Source organism: Actinocrispum wychmicini (assembly GCF_004345645.1).
Taxonomy (GTDB): Bacteria; Actinomycetota; Actinomycetes; order Mycobacteriales; family Pseudonocardiaceae; genus Kibdelosporangium; species Kibdelosporangium wychmicini.
This window is the reverse complement of record NZ_SLWS01000018.1, coordinates 134822-157565: the sequence shown is the minus strand read 5'-3', so window position 1 is coordinate 157565 and position 22744 is coordinate 134822. Positions and strand designations below refer to the sequence as shown.

The 22744-nt window shown below is 68.8% G+C and carries 19 protein-coding genes; 12 read left to right on the top strand and 7 right to left on the bottom strand.

Annotated elements, in window-relative coordinates:
- Positions 1-4: 4 nt before the first annotated feature.
- From EV192_RS49960 to kstD, 4 genes are read right to left on the bottom strand one after another with little or no spacing between them, the layout of a single operon-like run.
- A complete protein-coding gene (locus tag EV192_RS49960) occupies positions 5-991 on the bottom strand; it encodes a ferredoxin--NADP reductase (protein ID WP_132125862.1) in 987 nt (328 codons plus the stop codon).
- Positions 984-1274 carry a hypothetical protein gene (locus EV192_RS49955; protein ID WP_243727588.1) on the bottom strand — a complete coding sequence of 97 codons (291 nt, stop codon included), beginning with the start codon at positions 1272-1274 and terminating at the stop codon, positions 984-986. Before EV192_RS49955 ends, EV192_RS49960 begins: the two co-directional genes overlap by 8 nt.
- A complete protein-coding gene (locus EV192_RS49950; protein WP_132125861.1) occupies positions 1274-2395 on the bottom strand; it encodes a 3-ketosteroid-9-alpha-monooxygenase, oxygenase component in 1122 nt (373 codons plus the stop codon). Before EV192_RS49950 ends, EV192_RS49955 begins: the two co-directional genes overlap by 1 nt.
- Positions 2392-4047: a 3-oxosteroid 1-dehydrogenase gene (gene kstD, locus EV192_RS49945; protein ID WP_132125860.1), complete on the bottom strand. Its 1656-nt coding sequence runs from the start codon at positions 4045-4047 to the stop codon at positions 2392-2394. Before kstD ends, EV192_RS49950 begins: the two co-directional genes overlap by 4 nt.
- Before the next feature lie 96 nt (positions 4048-4143).
- Between kstD and EV192_RS49940 the strand changes: the two genes are divergently transcribed.
- Genes EV192_RS49940 through EV192_RS49920 form a run of 5 tightly spaced genes read left to right on the top strand, consistent with a single transcriptional unit; the run spans position 4144 to position 10507 of the window.
- On the top strand, positions 4144-5739 hold the full coding sequence (locus tag EV192_RS49940) for an FAD-binding protein (RefSeq protein WP_132125859.1): 1596 nt from the start codon (positions 4144-4146) through the stop codon (positions 5737-5739).
- Positions 5726-6508: a 2-keto-4-pentenoate hydratase gene (locus tag EV192_RS49935; protein ID WP_132125858.1), complete on the top strand. Its 783-nt coding sequence runs from the start codon at positions 5726-5728 to the stop codon at positions 6506-6508. The genes EV192_RS49940 and EV192_RS49935 overlap by 14 nt, the downstream gene beginning before the upstream one ends.
- Positions 6505-7437, top strand: a complete 933-nt coding sequence (locus EV192_RS49930; RefSeq protein WP_132125857.1) for an acetaldehyde dehydrogenase (acetylating) — start codon at positions 6505-6507, stop codon at positions 7435-7437. The genes EV192_RS49935 and EV192_RS49930 overlap by 4 nt, the downstream gene beginning before the upstream one ends.
- The gene (gene dmpG / locus EV192_RS49925) at positions 7388-8386 is read left to right on the top strand and encodes a 4-hydroxy-2-oxovalerate aldolase (protein WP_243727578.1); all 999 of its coding nucleotides are present in this window, start codon (positions 7388-7390) and stop codon (positions 8384-8386) included. The genes EV192_RS49930 and dmpG overlap by 50 nt, the downstream gene beginning before the upstream one ends.
- A 24-nt stretch (positions 8387-8410) precedes the next feature.
- Positions 8411-10507, top strand: a complete 2097-nt coding sequence (locus EV192_RS49920) for an NACHT domain-containing protein (RefSeq protein WP_132125855.1) — start codon at positions 8411-8413, stop codon at positions 10505-10507.
- Here EV192_RS49920 and EV192_RS49915 read toward each other — a convergent pair.
- Positions 10504-12585 (bottom strand): MMPL family transporter, encoded by a 2082-nt coding sequence (locus EV192_RS49915; protein WP_132125854.1) that lies wholly within the window; start codon positions 12583-12585, stop codon positions 10504-10506. The genes EV192_RS49920 and EV192_RS49915 overlap by 4 nt on opposite strands.
- Positions 12586-12672: 87 nt before the next feature.
- Here EV192_RS49915 and EV192_RS49910 point away from each other — a divergent pair, with 87 nt between their 5' ends.
- Positions 12673-13353 carry a TetR/AcrR family transcriptional regulator gene (locus tag EV192_RS49910; RefSeq protein ID WP_243727577.1) on the top strand — a complete coding sequence of 227 codons (681 nt, stop codon included), beginning with the start codon at positions 12673-12675 and terminating at the stop codon, positions 13351-13353.
- Here EV192_RS49910 and EV192_RS49905 read toward each other — a convergent pair.
- Positions 13350-15527 carry a (Fe-S)-binding protein gene (locus EV192_RS49905; protein WP_132125852.1) on the bottom strand — a complete coding sequence of 726 codons (2178 nt, stop codon included), beginning with the start codon at positions 15525-15527 and terminating at the stop codon, positions 13350-13352. The genes EV192_RS49910 and EV192_RS49905 overlap by 4 nt on opposite strands.
- A 586-nt stretch (positions 15528-16113) precedes the next feature.
- On the opposite strand from EV192_RS49905, the gene hsaA reads away from it, so the two are divergent.
- From hsaA to hsaB, 4 genes are all read left to right on the top strand, one after another.
- Positions 16114-17274, top strand: coding sequence for a 3-hydroxy-9,10-secoandrosta-1,3,5(10)-triene-9,17-dione monooxygenase oxygenase subunit (hsaA, locus tag EV192_RS49895; protein ID WP_132125850.1), 1161 nt, complete (start codon positions 16114-16116; stop codon positions 17272-17274).
- Complete coding sequence (gene hsaD / locus EV192_RS49890) at positions 17265-18128, top strand: 4,5:9,10-diseco-3-hydroxy-5,9,17-trioxoandrosta-1(10),2-diene-4-oate hydrolase (RefSeq protein ID WP_132125849.1); 864 nt, start codon at positions 17265-17267, stop codon at positions 18126-18128. The genes hsaA and hsaD overlap by 10 nt, the downstream gene beginning before the upstream one ends.
- Positions 18125-19027, top strand: a complete 903-nt coding sequence (hsaC, locus tag EV192_RS49885; RefSeq protein ID WP_132125848.1) for an iron-dependent extradiol dioxygenase HsaC — start codon at positions 18125-18127, stop codon at positions 19025-19027. Before hsaD ends, hsaC begins: the two co-directional genes overlap by 4 nt.
- Positions 19028-19125: 98 nt before the next feature.
- Complete coding sequence (gene hsaB, locus EV192_RS49880; protein WP_424923452.1) at positions 19126-19671, top strand: 3-hydroxy-9,10-secoandrosta-1,3,5(10)-triene-9,17-dione monooxygenase reductase subunit; 546 nt, start codon at positions 19126-19128, stop codon at positions 19669-19671.
- Here hsaB and EV192_RS49875 read toward each other — a convergent pair.
- Positions 19640-20596 carry an acyl-CoA dehydrogenase family protein gene (locus tag EV192_RS49875; protein WP_132125847.1) on the bottom strand — a complete coding sequence of 319 codons (957 nt, stop codon included), beginning with the start codon at positions 20594-20596 and terminating at the stop codon, positions 19640-19642. The two genes, hsaB and EV192_RS49875, sit on opposite strands and share 32 nt — an antisense overlap.
- A gap of 149 nt (positions 20597-20745) precedes the next feature.
- Between EV192_RS49875 and EV192_RS49870 the strand changes: the two genes are divergently transcribed.
- Positions 20746-22230: a serine/threonine-protein kinase gene (locus EV192_RS49870; RefSeq protein ID WP_279496080.1), complete on the top strand. Its 1485-nt coding sequence runs from the start codon at positions 20746-20748 to the stop codon at positions 22228-22230.
- Between the two features lie 53 nt (positions 22231-22283).
- Positions 22284-22709 (top strand): hypothetical protein, encoded by a 426-nt coding sequence (locus EV192_RS49865; protein WP_132125845.1) that lies wholly within the window; start codon positions 22284-22286, stop codon positions 22707-22709.
- Positions 22710-22744: the final 35 nt, after the last annotated feature.

Sequence of the window (22744 nt, the reverse complement as noted above, 5' to 3'; positions counted from 1 at the left end):
TCCTTTAGGTGTACGTGATCCGGACGGTGTCGGTGACCGGAAGTGACTGGCAGGCAAGGACGATACCGTCGTCCAGGTCCTCCTGGTCCAGGATCTCGTTCTGCAGCATCTTCACCTCACCCCGCTCGATCCGGCACGCGCACGCACTGCACGCGCCCTCCCGGCACGAGTACGGCGCGGCCAACCCCTTCTCCAGCAACAGGTCCAGCAGCTTCTTGTGCCGTGGCCACGGGAACGTGTGGCTCTCACCGTCCAGGTCCACCTGCACGGTCGCCTCGGACCCGTCCGCCGGTTCCTCGTCGACGACCTCCTCGAACGGGTTGCCGGACAACGAGATGAATCGCTCGACGTGGATCCGTTCCCGAGGCACGCCCGACGAACGCAGTGCCTGGCTGACGACGTCCATGAACGGGGCCGGCCCGCACAGGAACGACTGGTATCCCATGAACGGCCGCAGCGCGGCGAAGTGCCGAGCCGTCGGCAGGCCCTGCAACGACTCCAGCCAATGCACCACCAACAGTCGTTCCGGATACCTGGAGGCGAGTTCCCTGAGCCGGGCCGCGAAGATCACCGACGACTCGTCGCGGTTGGCGTACACCAGAACCAGCTTGCCGGTGCCGTGCGCCAGCGCGGACTTGACGATCGACATCACCGGCGTGATCCCGCTGCCTGCGGCGAACAGCAACAGGTTGTCGTCCAGCGACTTCGGCGTGAAGATCCCGGCCGGCGGGAGGACGTCGAGAACCGTGCCCGGACGGACGTTGTCGCAGACCCACGCCGAACCGTAGCCGTCCGGGATGCGCTTGACCGTCACTTGTGGACGGTCCAGCCCAGGGGCGCTGGACAGCGAGTAGCACCGGGCGACGTCGCCGCACCGCAGGGTCAGGAACTGGCCTGGCCGGTAGGGGAAGTCCGCGTCGAACACCACCGACACCGCGTCCGCCGTCTCCTGGATCACGTCGGCGACCTTGACCTGCTGGTACTCAGCCATCGGGGACCTCAAGCAACCCTGTGGCGACCAACGACTCGATGCTCGCCCGAAGCTTCGAGCAGGTGTCCTGCAACGCCGACGGGCCACCGGCCGCGGCGAACTCCGCGCAACTGGAGGTGGACGTCTGCCACTGGATGCTCGTGTGGTGCAGGCTGTTCTTCTTCACCAGCACGCACGTGCCGCAGGTCACGCACTCCACCGGACGCAGCCCCTCGGACAGGAACGATCGGCGGTCGGCCGTGGTGTCGAAGGTCATGTCGGTGACCGGCGCCTTCGCCCACATCACACACCGGCTTCCCGGCGGGCCAGGTTCTCGGCGACCTCCCGCTCCCAGGCCTCGTTCGCCTTGCTGGTGTCCACTTCGAACTCGAACCGCCTGGTCATGTCCTCGGTGACCGCCTCCGCGTCCACATAGAACTGTTCGTACCATCGGCGCAGCTGGTAGACCGGACCGTCCTCTTCGCACAGCAACGGGTTGTCGATCCGGGTCTTGTTCTTCCAGATCTCCACGTCCTGCAGGAAGCCGACCTTGAAGCTGCGGGCGAACTTGCCGGCGACCACGTCCGCCTGCGCGGTGTCCAGGCCGGGCAGCTTCTTCACGATCAGGCCGTACTGCAGCATGAACGAGTCGTGCGTGATCGGGTAGTGGCAGTTGACCAGGACCGTCTCGACCTCGATGCCCTTGTAGTCGTTCCACAGGTAGTTGATCATGTACGCCGGGCCGTAGTAGGACGCCTCGGAGCGCAACAGGTTGTCCTCACCGGAGTAGTTGCCCTTGCCGACGTCCGGACGGCCGCGCGAGTTGAGGTACTGGGTCGCGATGTGCCCGTCGAAGATGTTCTTGAAGTACGTCGGGAACGCGAAGTGGATGTAGTAGAAGTGGGCCATGTCGACCATGTTGTCGATGATCTCGCGGCAGTTGGAGCCCTCGATCAGGATGGTGTCCCAGGTCCAGTTGCTCCACTCGTCGGAGTACGCGCCCTCGACGCGCGGGATCATCAGCTCGGGCGGCGGCGGGTTGCCCTGCGGGTCGTGCCACACCAACAGCTGGCCGTTGATCTCCAACGTGGTCCAGGACCGCGTCCGTGCCCGCAGCGGAACCCTTTTGGCGTACGGGATCTCCACGCACTTGCCGTTGCCCGCCCAACGCCAGTCGTGGAACGGACACGCGATGTTGTCGCCCTTGACCGTGCCCTGGCTGAGATCGCCGCCCATGTGCCGGCAGTAACTGTCGAGCACGTTCAGCGAGCCGTCCTCGCCCTGGAACACCACGAGTTTCGTGCCGAAGGCGTTGACCGCGTGCGGCTGGCCGTCCTTGAAGTTCTGAGCCAGGCCGACGCAGTGCCAGCCGCGCGCGTACCTGGTCGGCGGCTTGCCGACGTCGATGGTCCGGACCTCGTTCATGAGCTCCCCTTCATGTCCAGCGCGGCCAGGTAGCCGAACGTCATCGCGGGTCCGATGGTCGCGCCCGGTCCCGCGTACGTCCGGCCCATCACGGCCGCGCTGGCGTTCCCTGCCGCGTACAGCCCCGCGATGACCGATCCGTCCTCGCGCAGCACCCGTGCTGCGCTGTCGGTCCGCAGCCCACCTTTGGTGCCCAGGTCGCCGGGTACGATTTTTACAGCGTAAAAAGGCGGCTTGACCAGGGCGGCGAGGCACGGGTTCGGCCGGTTGCGCGGATCGCCGTAGTACCTGTCGTACGCCGAGTCGCCGCGGTGGAAATCCTCGTCCCGGCCGGTGTTCGCGAAGCCGTTGAACCGCTGCACGGTCGCCGTCAACGCGTCCGCCGGGACGTCGATCTGCTCGGCCAACTCGGCCAGAGACGCCGCCTTGACCACCGCGCCGGCCTTGTACCAGCGGCCGGGGAACGGCTGACCCGGGTACAGCCCGGCGAACACATACCGGTCCCGGTAGCGCTGGTCGGCGACGAGCCAGGTCGGGATGTTGCGGGCCGGGCCGTCGCCTTCGCCGTACATCGCGTGCACCGCGTCCACATAAGGCGCGGCTTCGTTGACGAACCGGTTGCCTTCGGCGTTCACCAGGACGCAGCCCGGCAGCGTGCGTTCGGCCAGGCAGAAGTACGGGCCGCCGGTGAGTGGGATGGACGGGCCCCACCAGGCGTCGTCCATCAGGTCGACGGCCGCGCCGAGGCGGAGCCCGGCTTCGATGCCATCACCGGTGTTCTCCTTCGCGCCGACAGTCCACTGTGTCCCGATCGGTTCCCGCTGGTACTTCTTGCGCAGCTCCTCGTTCCGCTCGAACCCACCGGACGCCAGCAGCACGCCGCGCCGCGCGAGGACCGTGAACTCCTTGCCGTCACGCGAAACCTGCACGCCGGTGACCCGGTCGTCGGTGGTCTGGAGGTCGACGAGCGCGGTGTTCAGCCACACCGGGACGCGGGCCTGGGCGAGTCCGGCGCGCATGCCGGCGGCGAGCGCCTGGCCCATGGCGATCCGACGGCCGGTGACCTTGGCGACGAACCCGCGGACACCGACTCGTAGCGCCCTGAGCAGGCCGCGTGGGTGTCGCCGGACCAGGTTGAGCCAGCGGTAGTCGGCCTGGGTGACGGCCACCTGGAGCGGGGACGCGAGATAGGGCGGGGTGAGCGTGTCCAGAAGGTCGCCGACCAGACGGACCGGCATCGGCTTCGGCTCGATCGACCGGCCGCCGGGCTGCCCGCCGGGCGCCTCCGGGTAGTAGTCGGCGTAGCCGGGCACCCAGGCGAACTTGAGCGGGGTGTTGGCCAGCACGAAGTCGAGCATCTCCGGGCCGCGTTCGAGGAACGCCCGCTTGTTCTCGTCGGGGACGATATCGCCGACGATGTGGTCCAGGTAGGCGGCGGCCTGCTCGGGCGTGTCCGGCACGCCCTGACGCAGGATCACGCTGTTGTTGGGGATCCACACGCCGCCGCCGGACCGGGCTGTGGAGCCGCCGTACGTGGGCGCCTTCTCGATCACCAGGGCGCTCAGCCCGTTGTGCGCGGCGGTGAGCGCGGCGACCATGCCCGCCGCGCCGCTACCCACGACAACCAGGTCGAACTCGTCCGGATCGGTCATCAGCACCTCCTGCTCAATACTAGAACAGGTTATAGTCTTGGTCGGTGACGCGCTACGGTGTCACGAGAATTCGGTCACTGTGAGGTAGGTCCAGCGGTGTCGAAACGTGTTACAGAAGATGAGGCGGACGTGGTCGTCGTCGGGTTCGGCGCGGCCGGCGCCTGTGCGGCCATCGAAGCCGCCGTGGCCGGTGCCGACGTGCTGGTCCTGGACCGGTTCGCCGGCGGCGGCGCCACTGCGATGTCCGGCGGCGTGGTCTACGCGGGCGGCGGCACCCCGCAGCAGCAGGCCGCCGGTGTGCCCGACAGTCCCGCCGGGATGGCCGCGTACCTGGCGATGGAGGTCGGTGACGCGGTGTCGGAGCGGACCCTCCGTCGGTTCTGCGACTCCAGCGTGGACATGGTCGCTTGGCTGGCGGAGCACGGTGTGCCGTTCGACGCCAGCCTGTGCCCGTACAAGACGTCCTACCCGAGCAACAAGCACTACCTCTACTACTCGGGCAGCGAGTCGGCAGGCGGGTTCCGGGACGTCGCCCCACCCGCGCCGCGCGGTCACCGAACCAAGGGCAAGGGCACGTCCGGGAAGGTTTTCTACGCCCGGCTCGCCGAGGCCGCGAAAGCCCGCGCCCGGGTTCGGACGCAGACGTTCGTCCGGCGGCTGACCATGACCGACGACCGAGTGACCGGAGTGGAGGCCACGGTCCTCACCGGGCTAGCGGCCCGGCTGCACCGCGCGTGTGGGAAATTCGCGGCCAAACCCGGCCTGTACGTACCCGCCTTGCGCAAACGGCTCAGCCGGTGGGCATTGGCTTTGGAGCGGCGCGGGAGACCTGTGCGGATCGCCGCGCGGAGCGGGGTCGTGCTGGCGGCCGGCGGGTTCGTGGCGAACCGGGAGATGATGCGCGAACACGCTCCGGAGTACCGGGGCGGGCTGCCGTTGGGGACGATCGCCGACGACGGCGCCGGGATCCAGATGGGCGTCGCGGCCGGTGGCGCGACCGCGCACATGGAACGGGTGTCGGCGTGGCGGTTCATCAGTCCGCCTAGTGTTTTCCTCAGTAGTTTGCTTGTAGATTCCAGAGGGCAGCGGGTCGGCGACGAGTCGCGGTACGGCGCGGCACTCGGCCACGACTTGGTGAAGTACCACGGCTCGCGGGGCTGGTTGCTCGTCGACAAGGGTCTGGTCGCCGAGGCACGCGCCCAGTTGAGCGACCAAACCGTGTGGTTCCAACGGTTGCAGGCGATGTATCTGCTTCGGCGGGAGGCGGTGACGGCGTCCACAGTGGATGAAGTGGCGCGGCGGGCCGGGATCGACCCGGCCGGGCTGGTCGCGACCGTCGAGGCGCACAACTCGGCGGCCCGCGACGGAAAGCCCGACCCCGCTGGGAAACCGGGCGAGTTCGTGCGTGTGCTGGACTCGCCGCCGTACTCGTTGTTGGACATCTCGGTCAAACCGAGCGCCGCCTACCCGTGTCCGATGTTGACCCTCGGCGGGCTCGTGGTGGACGAGGACACCGGCGGTGTCCGTCGCGAGGACGGCACGGTGATCGACGGGCTGTACGCCGCCGGGCGGACCGCCGTCGGGATCTGCTCGAACTCTTATGTCAGCGGACTGTCGCTGGCGGACTGTGTGTTCTCCGGCCGGAGAGCGGGCGTCCACGCCAGCCTGAGGAGGACACGTGCTCACGGCTGACCAACGGATCGATCTCGCGGACCGGCTCTACGCCGCCGAACGCACCCGGACCCCGATCCCGCCGTTGACCGACTCGCATCCAGTCGACGTAGTCGACGCGTACGAGATCCAGCTGTACAACATCCGGCGGCGCAACCGCCCGGTCCTCGGCCACAAGGTCGGCCTGTCGTCGTTGGCAATGCAGCAGATGATGGGTGTCGACGAGCCCGACTACGGTCACCTGCTCGACGACATGGCCCTGCCCGAAGCCGCACCCGCCGACGCCTCGCGCTACTGCTATCCGCGCGTGGAGGTCGAAGTGGCGTTCATCCTAGGCGACGACCTGCCTGGCGAGGGATGCACGGAGGATGACGTGCTGGCCGCGACCGAGGCCGTCGCGCCGTCGATCGAGCTGATCGACAGCCGCATCCTGGACTGGAAGATCAGCCTCGCCGACACCATCGCGGACAACGCGTCCTCCGCCGGGTTCGTGCTCGGGTCCGGCCGAGTGCGACCGTCCGATGTGGATCTTCGGGCGATCGACGCGACCTTGTGGCGTAACGACGAACAGGTCGCCAAGGGCCGCTCGGATGCGATCCTCGGCAATCCGGTGACCGCGGTCGCCTGGCTCGCCGGCAAGGTCGCGAGCTTCGGTGTCCGGCTCAAGGCCGGGCACATCGTGCTGCCCGGGTCGTGCACGCGCGCGATCGACGCGCGGCCAGGCGACTCCTTCCACGCCGAGTTCAGCGGACTCGGCGACGTCTCACTGCGATTCGGGAGTGTGCGGTGATCAAAGCTGGAATCGTGGGCTCCGGCAACATCGGCACGGACCTGCTGGCGAAGCTGATGCGCAGCACTGTGGTCGAACCAGTGTGGATGGTGGGCATCGACCCGGCGAGCGAGGGCCTCAAGCGGGCGGCGTCGCTGGGGCTGAAGACCACTTCGGACGGTGTCGGGCCGATGCTGGCCGATCCACCGCAGCTGGTCTTCGAGGCGACCTCGGCGTACGTCCACCGCGAGAACGCCCCGAAGTACGCGGAGCTGGGGATCAGAGCGGTGGACCTCACGCCCGCCGCGATCGGGCCGTACGTGGTGCCGCCGGTGAATCTCGACGAGCACCTGGACGCCCCGAACGTCAACCTGATCACGTGCGGCGGACAGGCCACCATCCCGATGGTGCACGCCGTGTCGCGCGTGGTTCCGGTGCCGTACGCGGAGATCGTCGCCTCGGTCGCGTCGGTGTCGGCCGGGCCGGGGACCCGGGCGAACATCGACGAGTTCACCCGGACCACCAGCAAGGGCATCGAGGTGATCGGCGGCGCCCAGCGTGGCAAGGCCATCATCGTCCTCAACCCGGCCGACCCGCCGATGATCATGCGGGACACCATCATCTGCGCGATTCCGGACGACGCGAACACTGAGGCCATCGGCGAGTCGGTGGTGTCCATGGCCGCGGACGTGGCCCAGTACGTGCCGGGCTACCGCCTGCTGAACGAGCCGCAGTTCGACAAGGCCGACAGTGCCGGGCCGGCGCGGGTGACCGTGTTCGTCGAAGTCGAGGGCGCGGGTGACTTCCTGCCGCCGTACGCCGGGAACCTGGACATCATGACCGCCGCCGCGGTGCGCGTCGGCGAGCGAATCGGAGCGCGGATGACACATGGAGGAGCCGATGAAGGTTCGGATCACGGACACATCGCTGCGGGACGGGTCGCACCATAAACGTCACCAGTTCACAGTGGACGAAGTACGGTCCATTGTGGCCGCGCTGGACGGCGCCGGAGTCCCGGTCATCGAAGTGACCCACGGCGACGGCCTTGGCGGCTCGTCCTTCACCTACGGCTTCAGCAAAACCCCTGAGCAGCAGCTGATCAGGACCGCGGCGGAGACGGCCAGGAACGCGCAGATCGCGTTCCTGATGCTGCCCGGTGTCGGCGTGAAGGACGACATCCTGGTGGCGCGGGACAACGGCGCCTCGATCTGCCGGATCGCGACCCACTGCACCGAGGCGGACATCGCCGTGCAGCACTTCGGGCTGGCCCGGGAACGCGGCCTGGAAACCGTGGGCTTCCTGATGATGGCGCATTCCCAGCCACCCGAGGTGCTCGCCCGGCAGGCCCGGATCATGGCCGACGCGGGCTGTCAGTGCGTTTACGTGGTGGACTCGGCCGGTGCCCTGGTGCTGGAGCAGGTCGGTGACCGGGTGTCCGCGCTCGTCGCCGAACTCGGTACCGACGCCCAGGTCGGGTTCCACGGCCACGAGAACCTGGGGTTGGCGGTGGCCAACTCGGTGGCCGCGTACCGAGCCGGCGCGCGGCAGATCGACGGCAGCGCCCGGCGGTTCGGCGCGGGCGCCGGCAACACGCCGACCGAGGCGTTCGTCGGCGTGTGCGACAAGATCGGCATCGACACCGGCATCGACTTCTTCAAGATCGTCGACGCGGCCGAGGACGTGGTCCTGCCCGCGATGCCCGAGGAGTGCCGGCTCGACCGGATGGCCCTGCTGATGGGGTACGCCGGGGTGTACTCGAGTTTCCTCAAGCACGCCTACCGGCAGGCCGAGCGGTACGGTGTCTCGGGCGCGGAGATCCTTGTCCAGGCCGGGAAACGCAAACTGGTCGGCGGCCAGGAGGACCAACTCGCGGACATCGCGATCAACCTCGCGCGCTGACCGGGTTCTTATACAGTCGTCGACGTGACCAGCCTGTTCGGCGCGCGGCTCCGGGAACTGCGGCTGCAGGCCGGGCTGACTCAGGAGGGCTTGGCGAATCGGTCCTTTGTGTCCGTCCGGTCCATCCGTGGGTTCGAGACGGGCGAACGCGCCGACCCGCGGGTGGCGACGGTCCGGCAACTGGCCGACGCGCTCGCCCTGAAACCGGACAAACGGCAGGAGCTGCTGGACGCGGCCGCCGGGCTGACCCGCCCCGAGCCCGCCGTCCCCGAACCCGTGGCCCGGCCGAACGACTCGTTGGCCGAGGCGGCCGAGGACCTCGCGCACGCGGTCCGTGCCCGTTGGCAGCGTGAGGAGGAGCTGAGGCAGATCCAGGATCCGTTCCCGTTGCCGGTGCGCTGGGAGTCCGCGGCTGAACAGGACATGGACCACTGGGACAACATCTGCGGTGTCCCGCCTGGGGCGACGGCCCGGCCACTGGATCTCGGCGGCCGGCTGGCCGAGATCGTCCCGGTGCACCGCCGGATCCCGTCCGGCCGGCTGGTGGTCCTTGGCCGGGCGGGGTCCGGGAAGACCATCCTCGCCCTGCGGTTCGTCCTCGACCTGCTCGGCACCCGGGCCCGGGTGGAGACCGTGCCGGTGATCTTCGGCATCGGGTCGTGGAACCCGACCAGCACCGCGTTGCGGGACTGGATGACGGATCGTCTGATCCGGGACCACGGGCTGGCCGCGCCCGGGACAGCGGCCGCGTTGGTGGAGTCTGGTCGCATCCTGCCCGTGCTGGACGGGTTCGACGAGATCGCCACCGGCCTGCATCGCGCCGCGCTCGAACAGCTCAGCGCGACGACCATGCCGTTCGTGCTGACGAGCCGGCCCGACGAGTACAGGCGGGCTGTAGCCGAGACAGACGTGCTGACCGCGGCCGCGTGCGTTCAGCTCGCCGACCTCACCCTGGCCGACCTGGCCGGCTACCTGCCCCGGACGACAAGGAAACTCGCCACCCCGGTCTGGGACTCGGTGCTGACCGAGCTGCGCGACCGCCCGGACAGCCCACTCACGAGCGTGTTCCGTACCCCGCTGATGGTCGCCCTCGCCCGTGCCATCTACAGCGACACATCGGACCGCGACCCCGGCGAACTGCTCAACACGGAACGGTTCAGCACTCCCGAATCGCTCGAACAGCACCTGCTCGGCGAGTTCATCCCGACCGTCTACCGCACCGGACCGGGCTCGCCGGACTACGACGTGGACCGCGTCCGGCGCTGGCTGGGCCACCTCGGCTCCCGGGACATCGCCTGGTGGGAACTGGGGACCACGATGCCTCGACGGTCGCGCGTACTTCTGGTCGGCCTCGTGGTCGGCCTGGTCAACGCGGTGGTGCACGGACTCGGCGCCGGCCTGCGGGAAGGGCTCGCCGCCGGCTTGGACGCCGCGCTCATCGGCGGCCTGGCCACCGGCGTGAGCTTCGGGCTCGTGCACTGGCTCGGACTCGTGCTGGGCGGCGCGGCGTTCTCCCCGTCGCGGGTCCGAGTCCGGCTGCGTCGCGGACCGACCCCGGGCAGACCGGTCCGGCGGCTGATGCTCGGCGTCGCGGGTGGCCTGGCCGGCGGGCTCATCCTCGGCCTCACCGGCGGGCTCGGCGCCGAAGTCCTGGGCGGCCTGGGCACCGGGCTGCTCGGCGGGCTCGGCGCCGGCCTGGCGTTCGGACTGGTGTGCGGGCTGGTCGGCGCGCTGATGGTCAGGTTCGAAGCCCCGATCGACGTCACGTCCACCGCGAGCCCGGCGGACCTGCTGGCGGTGAACCGAACCACGGTCGCCTACCAGTCCCTGATCTGGGGACCGGTGTTCGGCCTGTGCGTCGGGCTCGTCGGCGGGGCGGTGGACGGCCTCGCCTTCGGCCTGGTCGTCGGCCTCGGCGTGGGAACCGGATTCGGCCTGAGCATGACCGCGTGGGGCCAGTGGCTGGTGCTGGCCCGAATCTGGCTCCCGCTGACCGGACGCCTGCCCTGGGCGGTGATCGCGTTCCTGGACGACGCCTGCCGGCGCGGTGTTCTCCGCCAAGCGGGCGCCGTCTACCAGTTCCGCCATGCTCGTCTACAGGACCATCTCACCCATCCCTAGACCGACACAGGCTCGCGAGGTTGCTCGGCCGTCTCGCTCAAGCCGACTCGGTTGTGCAGGCGGCGCAAGGGTTTCGGCGACCACCAGGCGGCTCGGCCCAGCAGGCGCATGCCGGCCGGGACGAGGACACCGCGGATCAGCGTCGCGTCGACCAGGATCGCCAGGCCGCTGCCGATGCCGAACAGCTGGATGAAGCTGACGCCGCTGGTGCCGAAGGCGAGCAGGCTCACCGCCAGGAGCACGGCCGCGGTGGACACCAGGCGACCGGTGTGCGACAGGCCGCCGACCACCGCGTCCGTGAGCGAGGCGCCGTTGTCGTGTTGCTCCTTGATCCGGCTCATCACGAACACCTCGTAGTCCATGGACAGGCCGAACGTGATGCAGAACAGCAGCACCAGCATGCTGGTGTCCAACGGCAGCGGGGTGAAGCCGAGGAACCCGGACAGCCAGCCGTCCTGGAACACCAGCACCATCAGGCCCAGCGTCGCGGACAGGCCGACCACGTTGAACACCAAGGCGCGCAACGGTTGCAACACGCTCCCGGTGAACAGGAACAGCAGGACGAACGTGGTCAGCGCGATCAGCAGCGCGGCCAGCGGCAGTTTGGACCCGATCGCGGCCTTGGTGTCCATCAGGGCCGCGGCCGGACCGCCGACCTTGACGTCCAGACCGGTCGCGCGGATCTCCTTGACGACGTCCTGTGCCTGGTCGGAGCGGGACTCGCCGGCCGGGATGACGGTGAACAACGTCCCGTTGCGGCCGGGGGTGCCACTCACGTGCGTCACGCCTGGGAGTCCGGACAGGGTGGTGGTGTAGGCCGCCACGTCGATCCCGTTGCCGGCGACGGCCTGGATGGCCCGGGAGTCGTCGCTGGGGAAGTGGTCGCGCATGACGTCGCCGACGATTCTGGTGTCCGTGGTCTTCGGCAGCACACGGTCGTCGGGTGTGCCGAACTGTACGTGCAGCAACGGGATCGCCGCGGCGACGAGCACAAGCAGCACCGGCAGCGCGGCCCGTATCGGCCGTCGCATGGTCGAACCCGCGAACCTGCCCCAGAACGGCGACACCATGCTCGGCGTACGACGACGGACCTTGCCAGCGTTGATGCGGTGCCCCAGCACAGTCAGCAGCGCGGGCAACACCAGCAGCGCGCTGACCATGGAGATCAGCACAACACCCACACCCGCGTACGCGAACGACCGTAGGAAGTACATGGGGAAGACGAGCAGCACGGCCAGCGCGGACGCGACGGCCAGCGCGCTGAATGTGATCGTGCGGCCGGCCGTAGCGACCGTACGCGCGACGGCCGTATGGACGTCGTTGGTGGCCAACTCCTCGCGGAACCTGCTGACCATCAGCAGCGCGTAGTCGATCGCGAGGCCCAAGCCCAGCGCGGTGGTCAGGTTGATGGAGAACACCGACACGTCCGTGATGGAGCCGAGCACCGACAACTCGGCGAACGTGCCCATGATCGCGATGCCGCCGATGGCCAGCGGCACCACCGACGCCACCAGGCTGCCGAACGCGATGACCAGCAGGATCAGGATCAACGGCACCGCGATCGCCTCGGCGACCGCGAGGTCCTTGCCGACCTGGCCGCCGATGTCGGCACCGACCGTGGCGCCCCCGCCGACCGTCACCTGGATCGGCCCTTGGGTCCCGTCGTAGCGCTGGCGTAGCTCGTCCGTGTCGACATCACCGACGGGTTTCGCGATCGCGATGGCGTACTGCCCGTCGTTCGACCTCATCGGTGGTGCGCCGGTGACGTAGTACGAGGCCACGTCCTTGAGCGTCGGATCGCTGGATAACCGCTGGGTCAGCGCGGTGCCCGCCTGGCGGACCGCGGGGTCGTCGACTGGCCCCTTGATCAGGAAGACGACACCGTCCTCCCCGTTGAAATCGCTCCTCACCAGGGCGGCTGCCTGGCTCGATGGCGAGTCGGGATCGTCGAACCCGCCGCTTTTCAGCTTGCTGAACGCGGTGAACCCGAACGCGCCCGCGGCGATCAGGACCACCAACGTACCGATCAGGACGGCCTTGGCGTGGCGAGCGGCGAACATGCCGACACGGACGAACATGTGCACTCCTAGTAACAATGTTTACATCCATAAACTTGATGGGTGTAAACTTGCCATGGATGTGTGCAGGTGTCAACATCGATGGCCATGACCCCGAAACGCGGCTACCACCACGGAGATCTCCGCAACGCACTGATCGAGGCCGCGGGCACGCTGGCCGAGGAGAACGGCCCCCAGGCCATCACGGTCAGAGCCGCGGCCCGTGCCGCCGGTGTCACCCCCACAGCCGCATACCGGCACTTCGAGAACCACGAGGAGCTGCTCCACGCCGCGGCTGAGCAAGCTCTGGAACGCCTCGCCGAGTCAATGCGCGAGCAGATCCAGAAACTCCCGGACATCGACGACCCGCCCCGCGCCGCCCTGAGCAACCTGGCCGCCGTCGCCCGCGGCTACATCCAGTTCGCCATCGCCGAACCCGGCCTGTTCCGCACCGCCTTCACCCCAGGCGGCAAACGCGTCGACGCCACCGACCTCGGCACCGCGACCCCCGTCCCCGACGACGCGGCCTACGGAATCCTGATGGAAGGCCTGGACCGCCTCGTCGACGTGGGCCACCTCACCAACGACTACCGGCCCTTCGCGGAGATCACCGCCTGGTCCGCGGTCCACGGCTTCGCGATGCTCGTGATCGACGGCCCGCTCAGCGAATGGCCCGAGGAAGCACTGGACGCGGCCATGGCCAGGATGTTCGCCATCCTGGTCCGCGGCCTGACCGGCACAGCACTGAGCGACCAACTCGCCGCCGACGTCCTCGCCGCCGTCTCCTAGTCCGCGGGAATGGCGCCGTTGCTGCGTTTCACCGACTCCAGGAGCATCTGGGACACGTCCCGGACCGTGACGCCCTCGCCCTTGTTCTCGGCCTGCCGTGCGGTCAGGCCGTCGTTGATCATCACGCGGCAGAACGGGCAGCCGGTGACGACCGTGGACGCGCCTGTGGTGAGCGCTTCGTCGACGCGTTCCTCGTTGACGCGCTTGCCGATGCGCTCCTCCATCCACATGCGAGCGCCGCCCGCGCCACAGCACAGGGACCGGTCGGCGTGCCGTGGCATCTCGGTGAGCGCGGCGCCAGTCGCGCCGATGAGCTCGCGCGGAGGCGTGTACACCTTGTTGTGACGGCCGAGGTAACACGGGTCGTGGTAGGTGACGTCCTCGCTGTCCGCGGGGGCCACGGGGGTGAGCTTCTTTGCCTGCACCAGGCGGTTCAGCAACTGCGTGTGGTGCACGACCTCGTAGTGGCCGTCCAGTTGCGGGTACTCACGGCCGAGGGTGTTCATGCAGTGCGGGCACGTGGTGACGATCTTGCGCTGAGCGGGCTCGCGGCCTTCGAACACGGCGTTGAGCGTCTCCACGGTCTGCTGCGCCATCATCTGGAACAGGAACTCGTTCCCGGAACGACGCGCCGGGTCGCCCGTGCAGCTCTCGCCGTCGCCCAGCACGGCGTACTTCACGCCCGCGAGGTGCAGCAGTTCGGCCGTGGCACGGACCGTCCTCCGGGCGTTGTCGTCGAACGCGCCCGCGCAGCCGATCCAGTACACGTACTCGACGTCGGCGGCCAGTTCGCCGTCGAACACCGGGACCTCGAAGTCCAGGCCCTTGGCCCAGTCCATCCGCTCGGACTGGTTCTGGCCCCACGGGTTGCCCTTGGTCTCCAGGTTGCGGAACAACGTGCCCAGCTCGGTCGGGAACTCCGACTCGATCATCACCTGGTAGCGCCGCATGTCGACGATGTGGTCCACGTGCTCGATGTCCACCGGGCACTGCTCGACGCACGCGCCGCACGTCGTGCACGACCACAACACGTCCGGGTCGATCACCCCGCCGGCCTCCAGCGTGCCCACCAACGGCCGGCCCGCCTGGTCACCGGGCACACGTGGGAAGCCCGCCTCCGGAACGCCGTGCGGGTGGTCCGTCACCTCAGGGGTGGCGTCCTCGGGAGCTTCCTTGCCGCCGATCAGGTACGGCGCCTTGGCGAACATGTGGTCCCGCAGGTCCATGATCAGCAGCTTCGGCGACAACGGCTTGCCCGTGTTCCACGCCGGGCACTGCGACTGGCAGCGTCCGCACTCGGTGCACGTGGCGAAGTCGAGCATGCCCTTCCACGTGAAGTCCTCGATCTTGCCGCGGCCGAACACGTCGTCCTCGCCCGGGTCCTCGAAGTCGATCGGCTTGCCGTGCGACTGCATCGGCAGCAGCGGGCCGAGGCCGTCCGGCAGCCGTTTCGCGGTGACGTTGACCGGCGCCAGGAAGATGTGCAGGTGCTTGGAGTGCAGCACGATGATCAGGAAGCTGAGCATCACGCCGATGTGCAGCAGCAGGCCGACCGTCTCGACCACGTCGAGGGTGTCCGCGCCGAGCGGCCGCAGCAGGTCGCCGACGCCGCGGGACACGAACGCGCCGCTGTCGTACGGGAAGTTGCCGGCCGCGGCCGACGCGCCGCGGAACAGGAACATCGTCCACACGACGTTGAAGATCATGACCAGGATGAGCCACGCGCCGCCGGTGTGCGAGCCGTAGAACCGCGACTTGCGCTCCTTGCGCTCCGGTGACTGCCGGATGCGCAGGACCGCGAACACGACGAGCGACAGGAACACCATCACCGCGATGAAGTCCTGTACGAAACCCAGCACCGACCAGTGGCCGATGAACGGGATCGCGAACTTCGAGTAGAACAGCGCGCCGTACGCCTCCAGGTACACCGACGCCAGGATCACGAAGCCCCAGAACGTGAACAGGTGCGCCAGCCCCGGCACCGACCACTTCAGCAGCTTGCGCTGGCCGAACACCTCGGCGAGGTGCGCCGCGACCCGCGCGCCGAGCCGGTCGGCCCGCTCGTGGTCGGGCTGGCCGGACTTGATCAGCCGGTTCAGCCACTGGACGCGTCGGGCCGCGAACGCCAGCACGACGACGGTGGAGAGCAATCCCAGAACGAGACGAACGACCACGTGGACCCAACCTCGTCAGTGTGAGCTTGTGTAGTACCGGCACGCTTTGCACGCGTACCGCATTTTCGCAATCCGCCACCGCTTGCCGTCACCCGGACAAACCCCGAGCCGATCGTAGGGCCGAACCGGTAGACGCGCTTCATAACGCTCGGTGGCCCGTCCGAGATACGCCCGCCGGATCACGGCTCCCCGCCGGGAGGCACTGCGCGACCGGGCCGCGCCACGGCAGAACAGGTGCAGCAGACCCAGCCCCGGATAGCCATCACCGACCACGTCCACAACGCCGTAACCAGGGTGTTCGCGCTCGCCCGCCAGCAGCACCGGCAGATCGCAGTAAGCGCATCGGGAGCAGCATGCGAGGCACTGTGCCAACACGTGCCGCATGGGTGAGCCTCCCTGTGACCGGCGCCACTTTCTTCGACCGACCCTAATGATGATCGGCTACTGGCGGGTAGCGCCATTCGGCACACCGGTCGCTGGGCTGTTCGGGGCAGGGGAATCGGCAGGCGCCGCCGCCGTGACAGAAACTGGAACGTGTTCTAGTCTGGGTGGGCAAGCAGAACACGTTCCAGTTCGGGAGCCACTCATGAGCGAGGTCGTCGCCGCGGTCCGGGAACTCCGGCCGGTGCTGCGGGAACGGGCGCAGGAGACCGAGGATCTGCGCAGGATCCCGGCCGAGTCGATCGAGGCGCTCCGGCAGGCCGGGTTCTTCAAGCTCCTCCAACCCACCCGGCACGGCGGGCTGGCGGCCGACCCGCTGGACTTCTACCGCGCGGTCCGGCTGATCGCCAGCGCCTGCGGCTCCACCGGCTGGGTCTCGTCCGTGCTCGGTGTGCATCCGTGGCAGCTCGGACTGTTCGCCGCGCAGGCGCAGGACGACGTGTGGGGCGAGGACCAGGATGCGCGGATCTCCTCGTCGTACGCGCCGATGGGCCGCGCGACCCCGGTTGACGGCGGCTTTCGGTTCTCCGGGCGATGGAGCTTCTCCTCCGGCTGTGACCACGCGTCCTGGGTCTTCCTCGGTGGGCTGGTGCTGGGCGACGACGGAAACCCGGTGGACTTCCGGACGTTCCTGCTGCCGTTGTCGGACTACAAGATCGAGGACGTGTGGGACACGGTCGGGCTGCGCGGGACAGGCAGCAACGACATCCTCGTCGACGACGTGTTCGTGCCGGAGTACCGCACGTTGAGCTTCATGGACACCGGCAAGTGCGTCTGCCCGGGGCAGGCCGTGAACCCCGACCCGCTGTACAAGCTGCCGTTCGCGTCGGTGTTCTCGTACTCGATCGCAGTGCCTGTCATAGGGATGGCGACCGGCGCGTACGAGTCACACGTCTCCTATATGGCCGAGCGCGTCCGCGCGTCATACGGCACCAAGGCGGCCGAGGACCCGTACTCCCAGGTCCGCGTCGCCGAGGCCGCCAGCGACATCGACGCCGCGTGGCTGCAGTTGGAGCACAACATCGGCGAGGAGTACCGGCTGGTCGTCGCGGGCGAGAAGATCCCGATCGCGTTGCGCCTCAAGGTCCGGCGCGACCAGGTGCGCGCCACCACCCGGTCGATCGGCGCCGTGGACAAGCTCTTCGAGAACTCCGGCGGCAAGGCGTTGAACGTCGGCACCCCCATCCAACGGTTCTGGCGGGACGCGCACGCCGGGCGCGTGCACGCCATCAACGACCCGGAACGGGCGCTGGCCATGTTCGGCAAGAGCGAGCTCGGACTGAAGGTGCAGGACGCATGGCTGTGACAACAAACGCGGCGACTTTCGAGTCCACATCCCGGATCGGCCAGGCCGGGGACCTCAAGCTGCACTACCACGAGGCCGGCGACGGCGAGCCGGTCGTGCTGCTGCACGGCGGCGGGCCGGGTGCGTCCGCGTGGAGCAACTTCGGCCGCAACCTGCCCGTGTTCGCCGCGGAGCACCGCACGCTGCTGGTGGACCAGCCGGGGTTCGGCCACTCGGACAAGCCCGAGATCACCGGCCAGTACTTCACCTACAGCGCCGACGCCCTGGTGAACCTGCTGGACACGCTCGGTATACAACGTATACATCTGGTCGGCAACTCCCTCGGCGGCGGTACCGCGGTCCGGTTCGCGCTGCGCCATCCCTCCCGTGCGGGACGGCTCGTGCTGATGGCGCCGGGCGGCCTCGGCGTGAACGTGTTCGCGCCCGATCCGACCGAAGGGATCAAGCGGCTGTACGCGTTCGGCGCGGGACCGAGCCGGGAGAAGCTGGCCGAGTTCCTGCGCACGCTCGTCCACGACCAGTCGCTGATCACCGACGAACTGGTCGACGAACGGTTCCAGGTGGCCGCCGACCCGGCCTCACTGCGTGCCATGGCGTCCATGGGCAAGTCGTTCACCAGGCCGGACACGTTCGAGGAAGGCATGCTGTGGCGCGAGGCGTACCGGCTGCGGCAGCGGGTGCTGTTGATCTGGGGACGTGAGGACCGCGTCAACCCGCTCGACGGAGCCCTGCTCGCGTTGAAGATGATCCCGCGCGCGCAACTGCATGTCTTCGGCCGGTGCGGGCACTGGGCGCAACTGGAGAAGTTCGCCGAGTTCAACCGGCTCACCCTGGACTTCCTGAGGAGCGAGTGATGATCAGGCAGCTGGGCTACCTGCGGATCGAGGCCACCGACGTGCCTCGCTGGCGCGAGTACGGGCTGAAGGTGCTCGGCATGGTGGAAGGCCGAGGCACCCACCCGGAGGCCCTCTACCTGCGGATGGACGACTTCCCGGCCCGGCTGGTGATCTTCCCGGGCGACACCGACCGGCTCGCCCAGTCCGGCTGGGAGACCGCCAACGCCGCCGAACTCGCGGACATCCGTGGGCGTTTGGAAGCCGCGGGCGTGCCGTACAAGGAAGGCACCGCGGCCGAGTTGGCCGACCGGCGGGTGGACGAGCTGATCAGCTTCGACGACCCGTCCGGCAACACCCTTGAGGTGTTCCACGGCGCCGCCCTGGAGCACAGGCGGGTGGTCAGTCCGTACGGGCACAAGTTCGTGACCGCGGACCAGGGGCTGGGGCACGTCGTGCTGTCCACTCACGACGACGCGGCGGCGCTCGCGTTCTACCGCGACGTCCTCGGGTTCAAGCTGCGGGACTCGATGCGCCTGCCACCGCAACTCGTCGGCCGGCCGGCCGACGGACCGCCCGCGTGGCTGCGGTTCTTCGGCTGCAACCCGAGGCACCACAGCCTCGCGTTCCTGCCGATGCCCACGCCGAGCGGGATCGTCCACCTGATGGTCGAAGTCGAGAACAGCGACGACGTCGGCCTGACCCTGGACCGGGCGCTGCGCCGGAAGGTGTCGTTGTCCGCGACGCTCGGCCGGCACGTCAACGACCTGATGCTGTCGTTCTACATGAAGACCCCCGGCGGCTTCGACGTCGAGTTCGGCTGCGAGGGCCGGCAGGTGGACGACGAGAACTGGATCGCCAGGGAGAGCACGGCGGTCAGCCTGTGGGGCCACGACTTCAGCGTCGGCGCCCAGCAATGACAGCGCCTGGCCCGATGGCGGCGACCGGCGGGTTGGCGGCGACCGACCTAACGGCGGCGACCGGGCCGGTGACCGCGACCGGCGGAACGGCCGCGACCGTGCCCGTGGCAGCCGAGTTCCGCGCCCAGTTCCGCACGGTCCTCGGCCACTTCTGTACCGGCGTCACGGTGGTCACCGGTGCCGGCCCGGTCGGCTTCGCCTGCCAGGCGTTCGCCGCGCTGTCCCTGGACCCGCCGCTGGTGCTGTTCTGCCCCGGGAAATCGTCCCGGACCTGGCAGTCGATCGCCCGGACCGGCCGGTTCTGCGTGAACGTCCTCGCCGCCGACCAGCGCGAGCTGTCCACAGTGTTCGGCCGGGCGGGCACGGACAAGTTCGCCACGTGCGCGTGGCAGCCCGCGCCCGGCGGAGCGCCCGTTCTCGACGGGGTGCTCACCTGGATCGACTGCGAGGTCGCGGAGGTCCTCGACGGCGGCGACCACCATGTGGTGATCGGCCGGGTACGCCATCTGGGCCCCTGCCGTGACGCCCAACCGCTGCTGTTCTACCGCGGGCGGTACACGGCGGCCGACGCCACCGCCGAGAGCAGACCCAACGCCATGCTGGACAACCTCTTCACCTGGCCGCGACACGCCGACTGGCTCTAGCAACGTTCGACACGTGCTCACGCGGCCCGCCGAACAGCTGTGCGCTGCCGTGCGCCCGTTTGAGGTAGAGGTGCGCGTCGTGTTCCCAGGTGATCGCGATACCGCCGTGCAGCTGGACCATCTCACCGGCCACAGTGGACAGCGCGGTCGAGCAGTGCGCCTTCGCGGCGGACGCCAGCGAGAGGTCGTCGACGGCCGCGTACGAGATGGACCGAGCGGTCTCCACCAGGACGTACATGTCCGCCATCCGGTGTTTCAACGCCTGGAAACCACCGATGGGACGGCCGAACTGGACACGTGTCTTCGTGTACTCGACGGTCATGTCCAGGCAGCGTTGTGCGGCGCCGACCTGTTCGGCACTGAGCGAAATACATGCGATGGCGCGCAGTTGCGGGGACGCGGCCCCCAGATGTGAGGCGGCCGTGAAGTCGACTTTTGCCAACCGGCGGGTGATGTCCATGGCCGGCGTGTTCTCCCGGCGTGTCGGCGTGATCTCGACCAGGCCGTCGTCGGTCACCGCCAGGATGATGTCCGCTATGTCTCCGTTGAGGACGTAGTCGTCGAGATCCGGCCAGGCGACCGTGGCGACGGTCGAACCGTCGGCGATGCCGGGGAGGAGACGTGCGCACGCGGCCGGATTGCCGCTTCGCAGCAGGGCTTCGGTGGCGAGAACCGTGCCGAGCATCGGAACGGGTGCGAGCGTGCGACCGATCTCCTCGAGCACGATGTGCGCTTCGAGCAGGGTGGCGCCGGCGCCGCCGAACTCCTCCGGCACGGTGATCGCGGCCACTCCGATGTCTTCGCACAGGGCGCGCCAGAGTGATTCGGAATAACCGTTCGCGGCCCGCACGTCCGCACTGTTGGCCTTGCGGGCCAACATTTGTCGGACGGTGTCGCGCAGTGCTTCGTGCTCCACGTTCGACATGCCGCCATTCAACCAAACAATCGCTTGGTTTGCTATGACCGTGTCACTCTAACGTGGGGGCGATTCGATAAGGTTGACGGCGTCCGGTACAAGCACGCGAGGAAGAGTCCGCCATCGAAAAAGGTCAGCTGGTCGCCGGTCGCTACCGGTTGCTGGACACCATCGGCAGCGGCGCGATGGGCATCGTCTGGCAGGCACGTGACGAGCGGCTGGATCGTACGGTCGCCATCAAGCAACTGATGGTGCGCGCCGGCCTGTCCGACACCCAGGCCGAGGACGCGCGCCGCCGCGCGATGCGCGAAGGGCGGCTGGCCGCCCGACTGCAGCACCGCAACGCCATCGCGTTGTTCGATGTGGCCGAGCACGAGGGCGACCCCTGCCTGATCATGGAATACCTGCCGTCGCGCAGCCTCTCCCGGCTGTTGTCCGAGCGCGGCACCCTCTCGCCCCAGGAAGCGGCCCAGATCGGCGAGCAGGTCGCCACCGCGCTGACCGCCGCGCACGCCGCCGGCATCGTGCACCGGGACGTCAAGCCGGGCAACATCCTGATCGACGACACCGGCCAGGTGAAGATCACCGACTTCGGCATCTCCCGCTCGGTCGACGAAGGCACCCTGACCCAGTCCTCGGCCGGCATGCTCGCCGGTACGCCCGCGTACCTGGCGCCCGAAGTCGCCCGCGGCCAGGACCCGACCCGCGCCTCGGACGTGTTCTCCCTCGGCGCGACCCTCTACCACGCGGTCGAAGGCCAGCCGCCGTACGGCTTCAAGGACAACCCGCTGGCCCAGCTCTACGCCGTGGCCATGGGGAACGTGCCTGAGCCGGCCCACGCCGGGCCGTTGACCATGCCGTTGATGCGCCTGCTCAGCAGCCAGGCGGACGAGCGGCCGACCATGCCCGAGGTGGTCGCGACCCTGTCCGTGCTGGCCAACGGCGTCGGCGTGGTCGCCCCGCCGCCCGTGCCCGTCAAGGCGCCCGCCCAGCCCACGCTGGTCGCCGCCACACCGTCGAAGGCCGCGGTACCCGCGCCGCCCGCGCCTGTCCCGACTCCGATCGAACCGACACCACCGCCACCCCCGCCGCCGCCAAGATCCGACGAACCGGCCCAACCCGGCCGCGGCCGGCGCGCGCTGGTCGTCATCGGTGCGATCGTCGCGGCGGCCGTCCTGGGCGGCCTGGTGGCCACGCTGCTCAGCTCGAAGGGATCGTCCGGCGCGGGCCCGACACCGATCCAGAGCCCGCCCGGCACGGTCATCGTGACCGTCCCGCCCTCGGAGTCGCCGCAGTCCTCCAGCTCCACGCCGCCGTCCTCGGTGGCCAACGAAGGCGCGATCGACTGGAGTTCGGCCGGCCGCCTGGTGATCAACTACTACGGCTCGGGCGACGCGGCCACGCGTTGGGCCATGCTCACCCCGCAGGGCCAGGCGACCTACGGCGGCCTGGAGCAGTTCCAGCAGTACTGGTCCGCGTACCCGCAGCTCAGCTCACGCAACGCGAACGGCGTCACCCCCAACCAGGACGGCTCGGTCACCGTGCCGGTGGACGTCACGTACGCCAACGGCAACCAACAGCACAAGCAGGTCCGGGTCGTCCGGACCGGCGGACAGCTGAAGATCGACTCCGACACCAAGTGACCCGTCCGTGGTTTCGGCACCACGGAGTCGGGATTGTCGGGTTATCTTGACCCGTGCTCGCGCCTAGGTGGTTGGGACTCAACCTGACGTTCGTGCTGCTGTCCGGCCTGCTCCTCTACGCCTCGTCGTACCCGTGGATCGACGTTCAGCAGGACATCGCTCTCTTCGTGCCCTACCAGGGGTCGCCGTGGGGCGGGGTGATGGTCGCGGTCGTCGCCGCCATGCTGGCCATCGGCGCCATGGTGTTCCGGCTGCCCGTCCTGAGCTGCGCCGTGATGTTCGCCGGTGGGGTCGGGGGCCTGTTCGCCGCCGCGGACTACGTACGCGCGGAGCTCAGTTCGTTCGCCCAACAGCCCACGGTGTGGCTGCAGCTCGCCTGCGTCGCGTGCGCCGGCCTGGCCGTCGGCGGGCTCGGCGCCATCGTGGAATACCGCCGGTTCCTGCGCGTCCAGGCCGAAACGGAGCGGGTTGACAGCTGACGACCGCTGGCCCATGTTGGAAAGACAGTACCGGC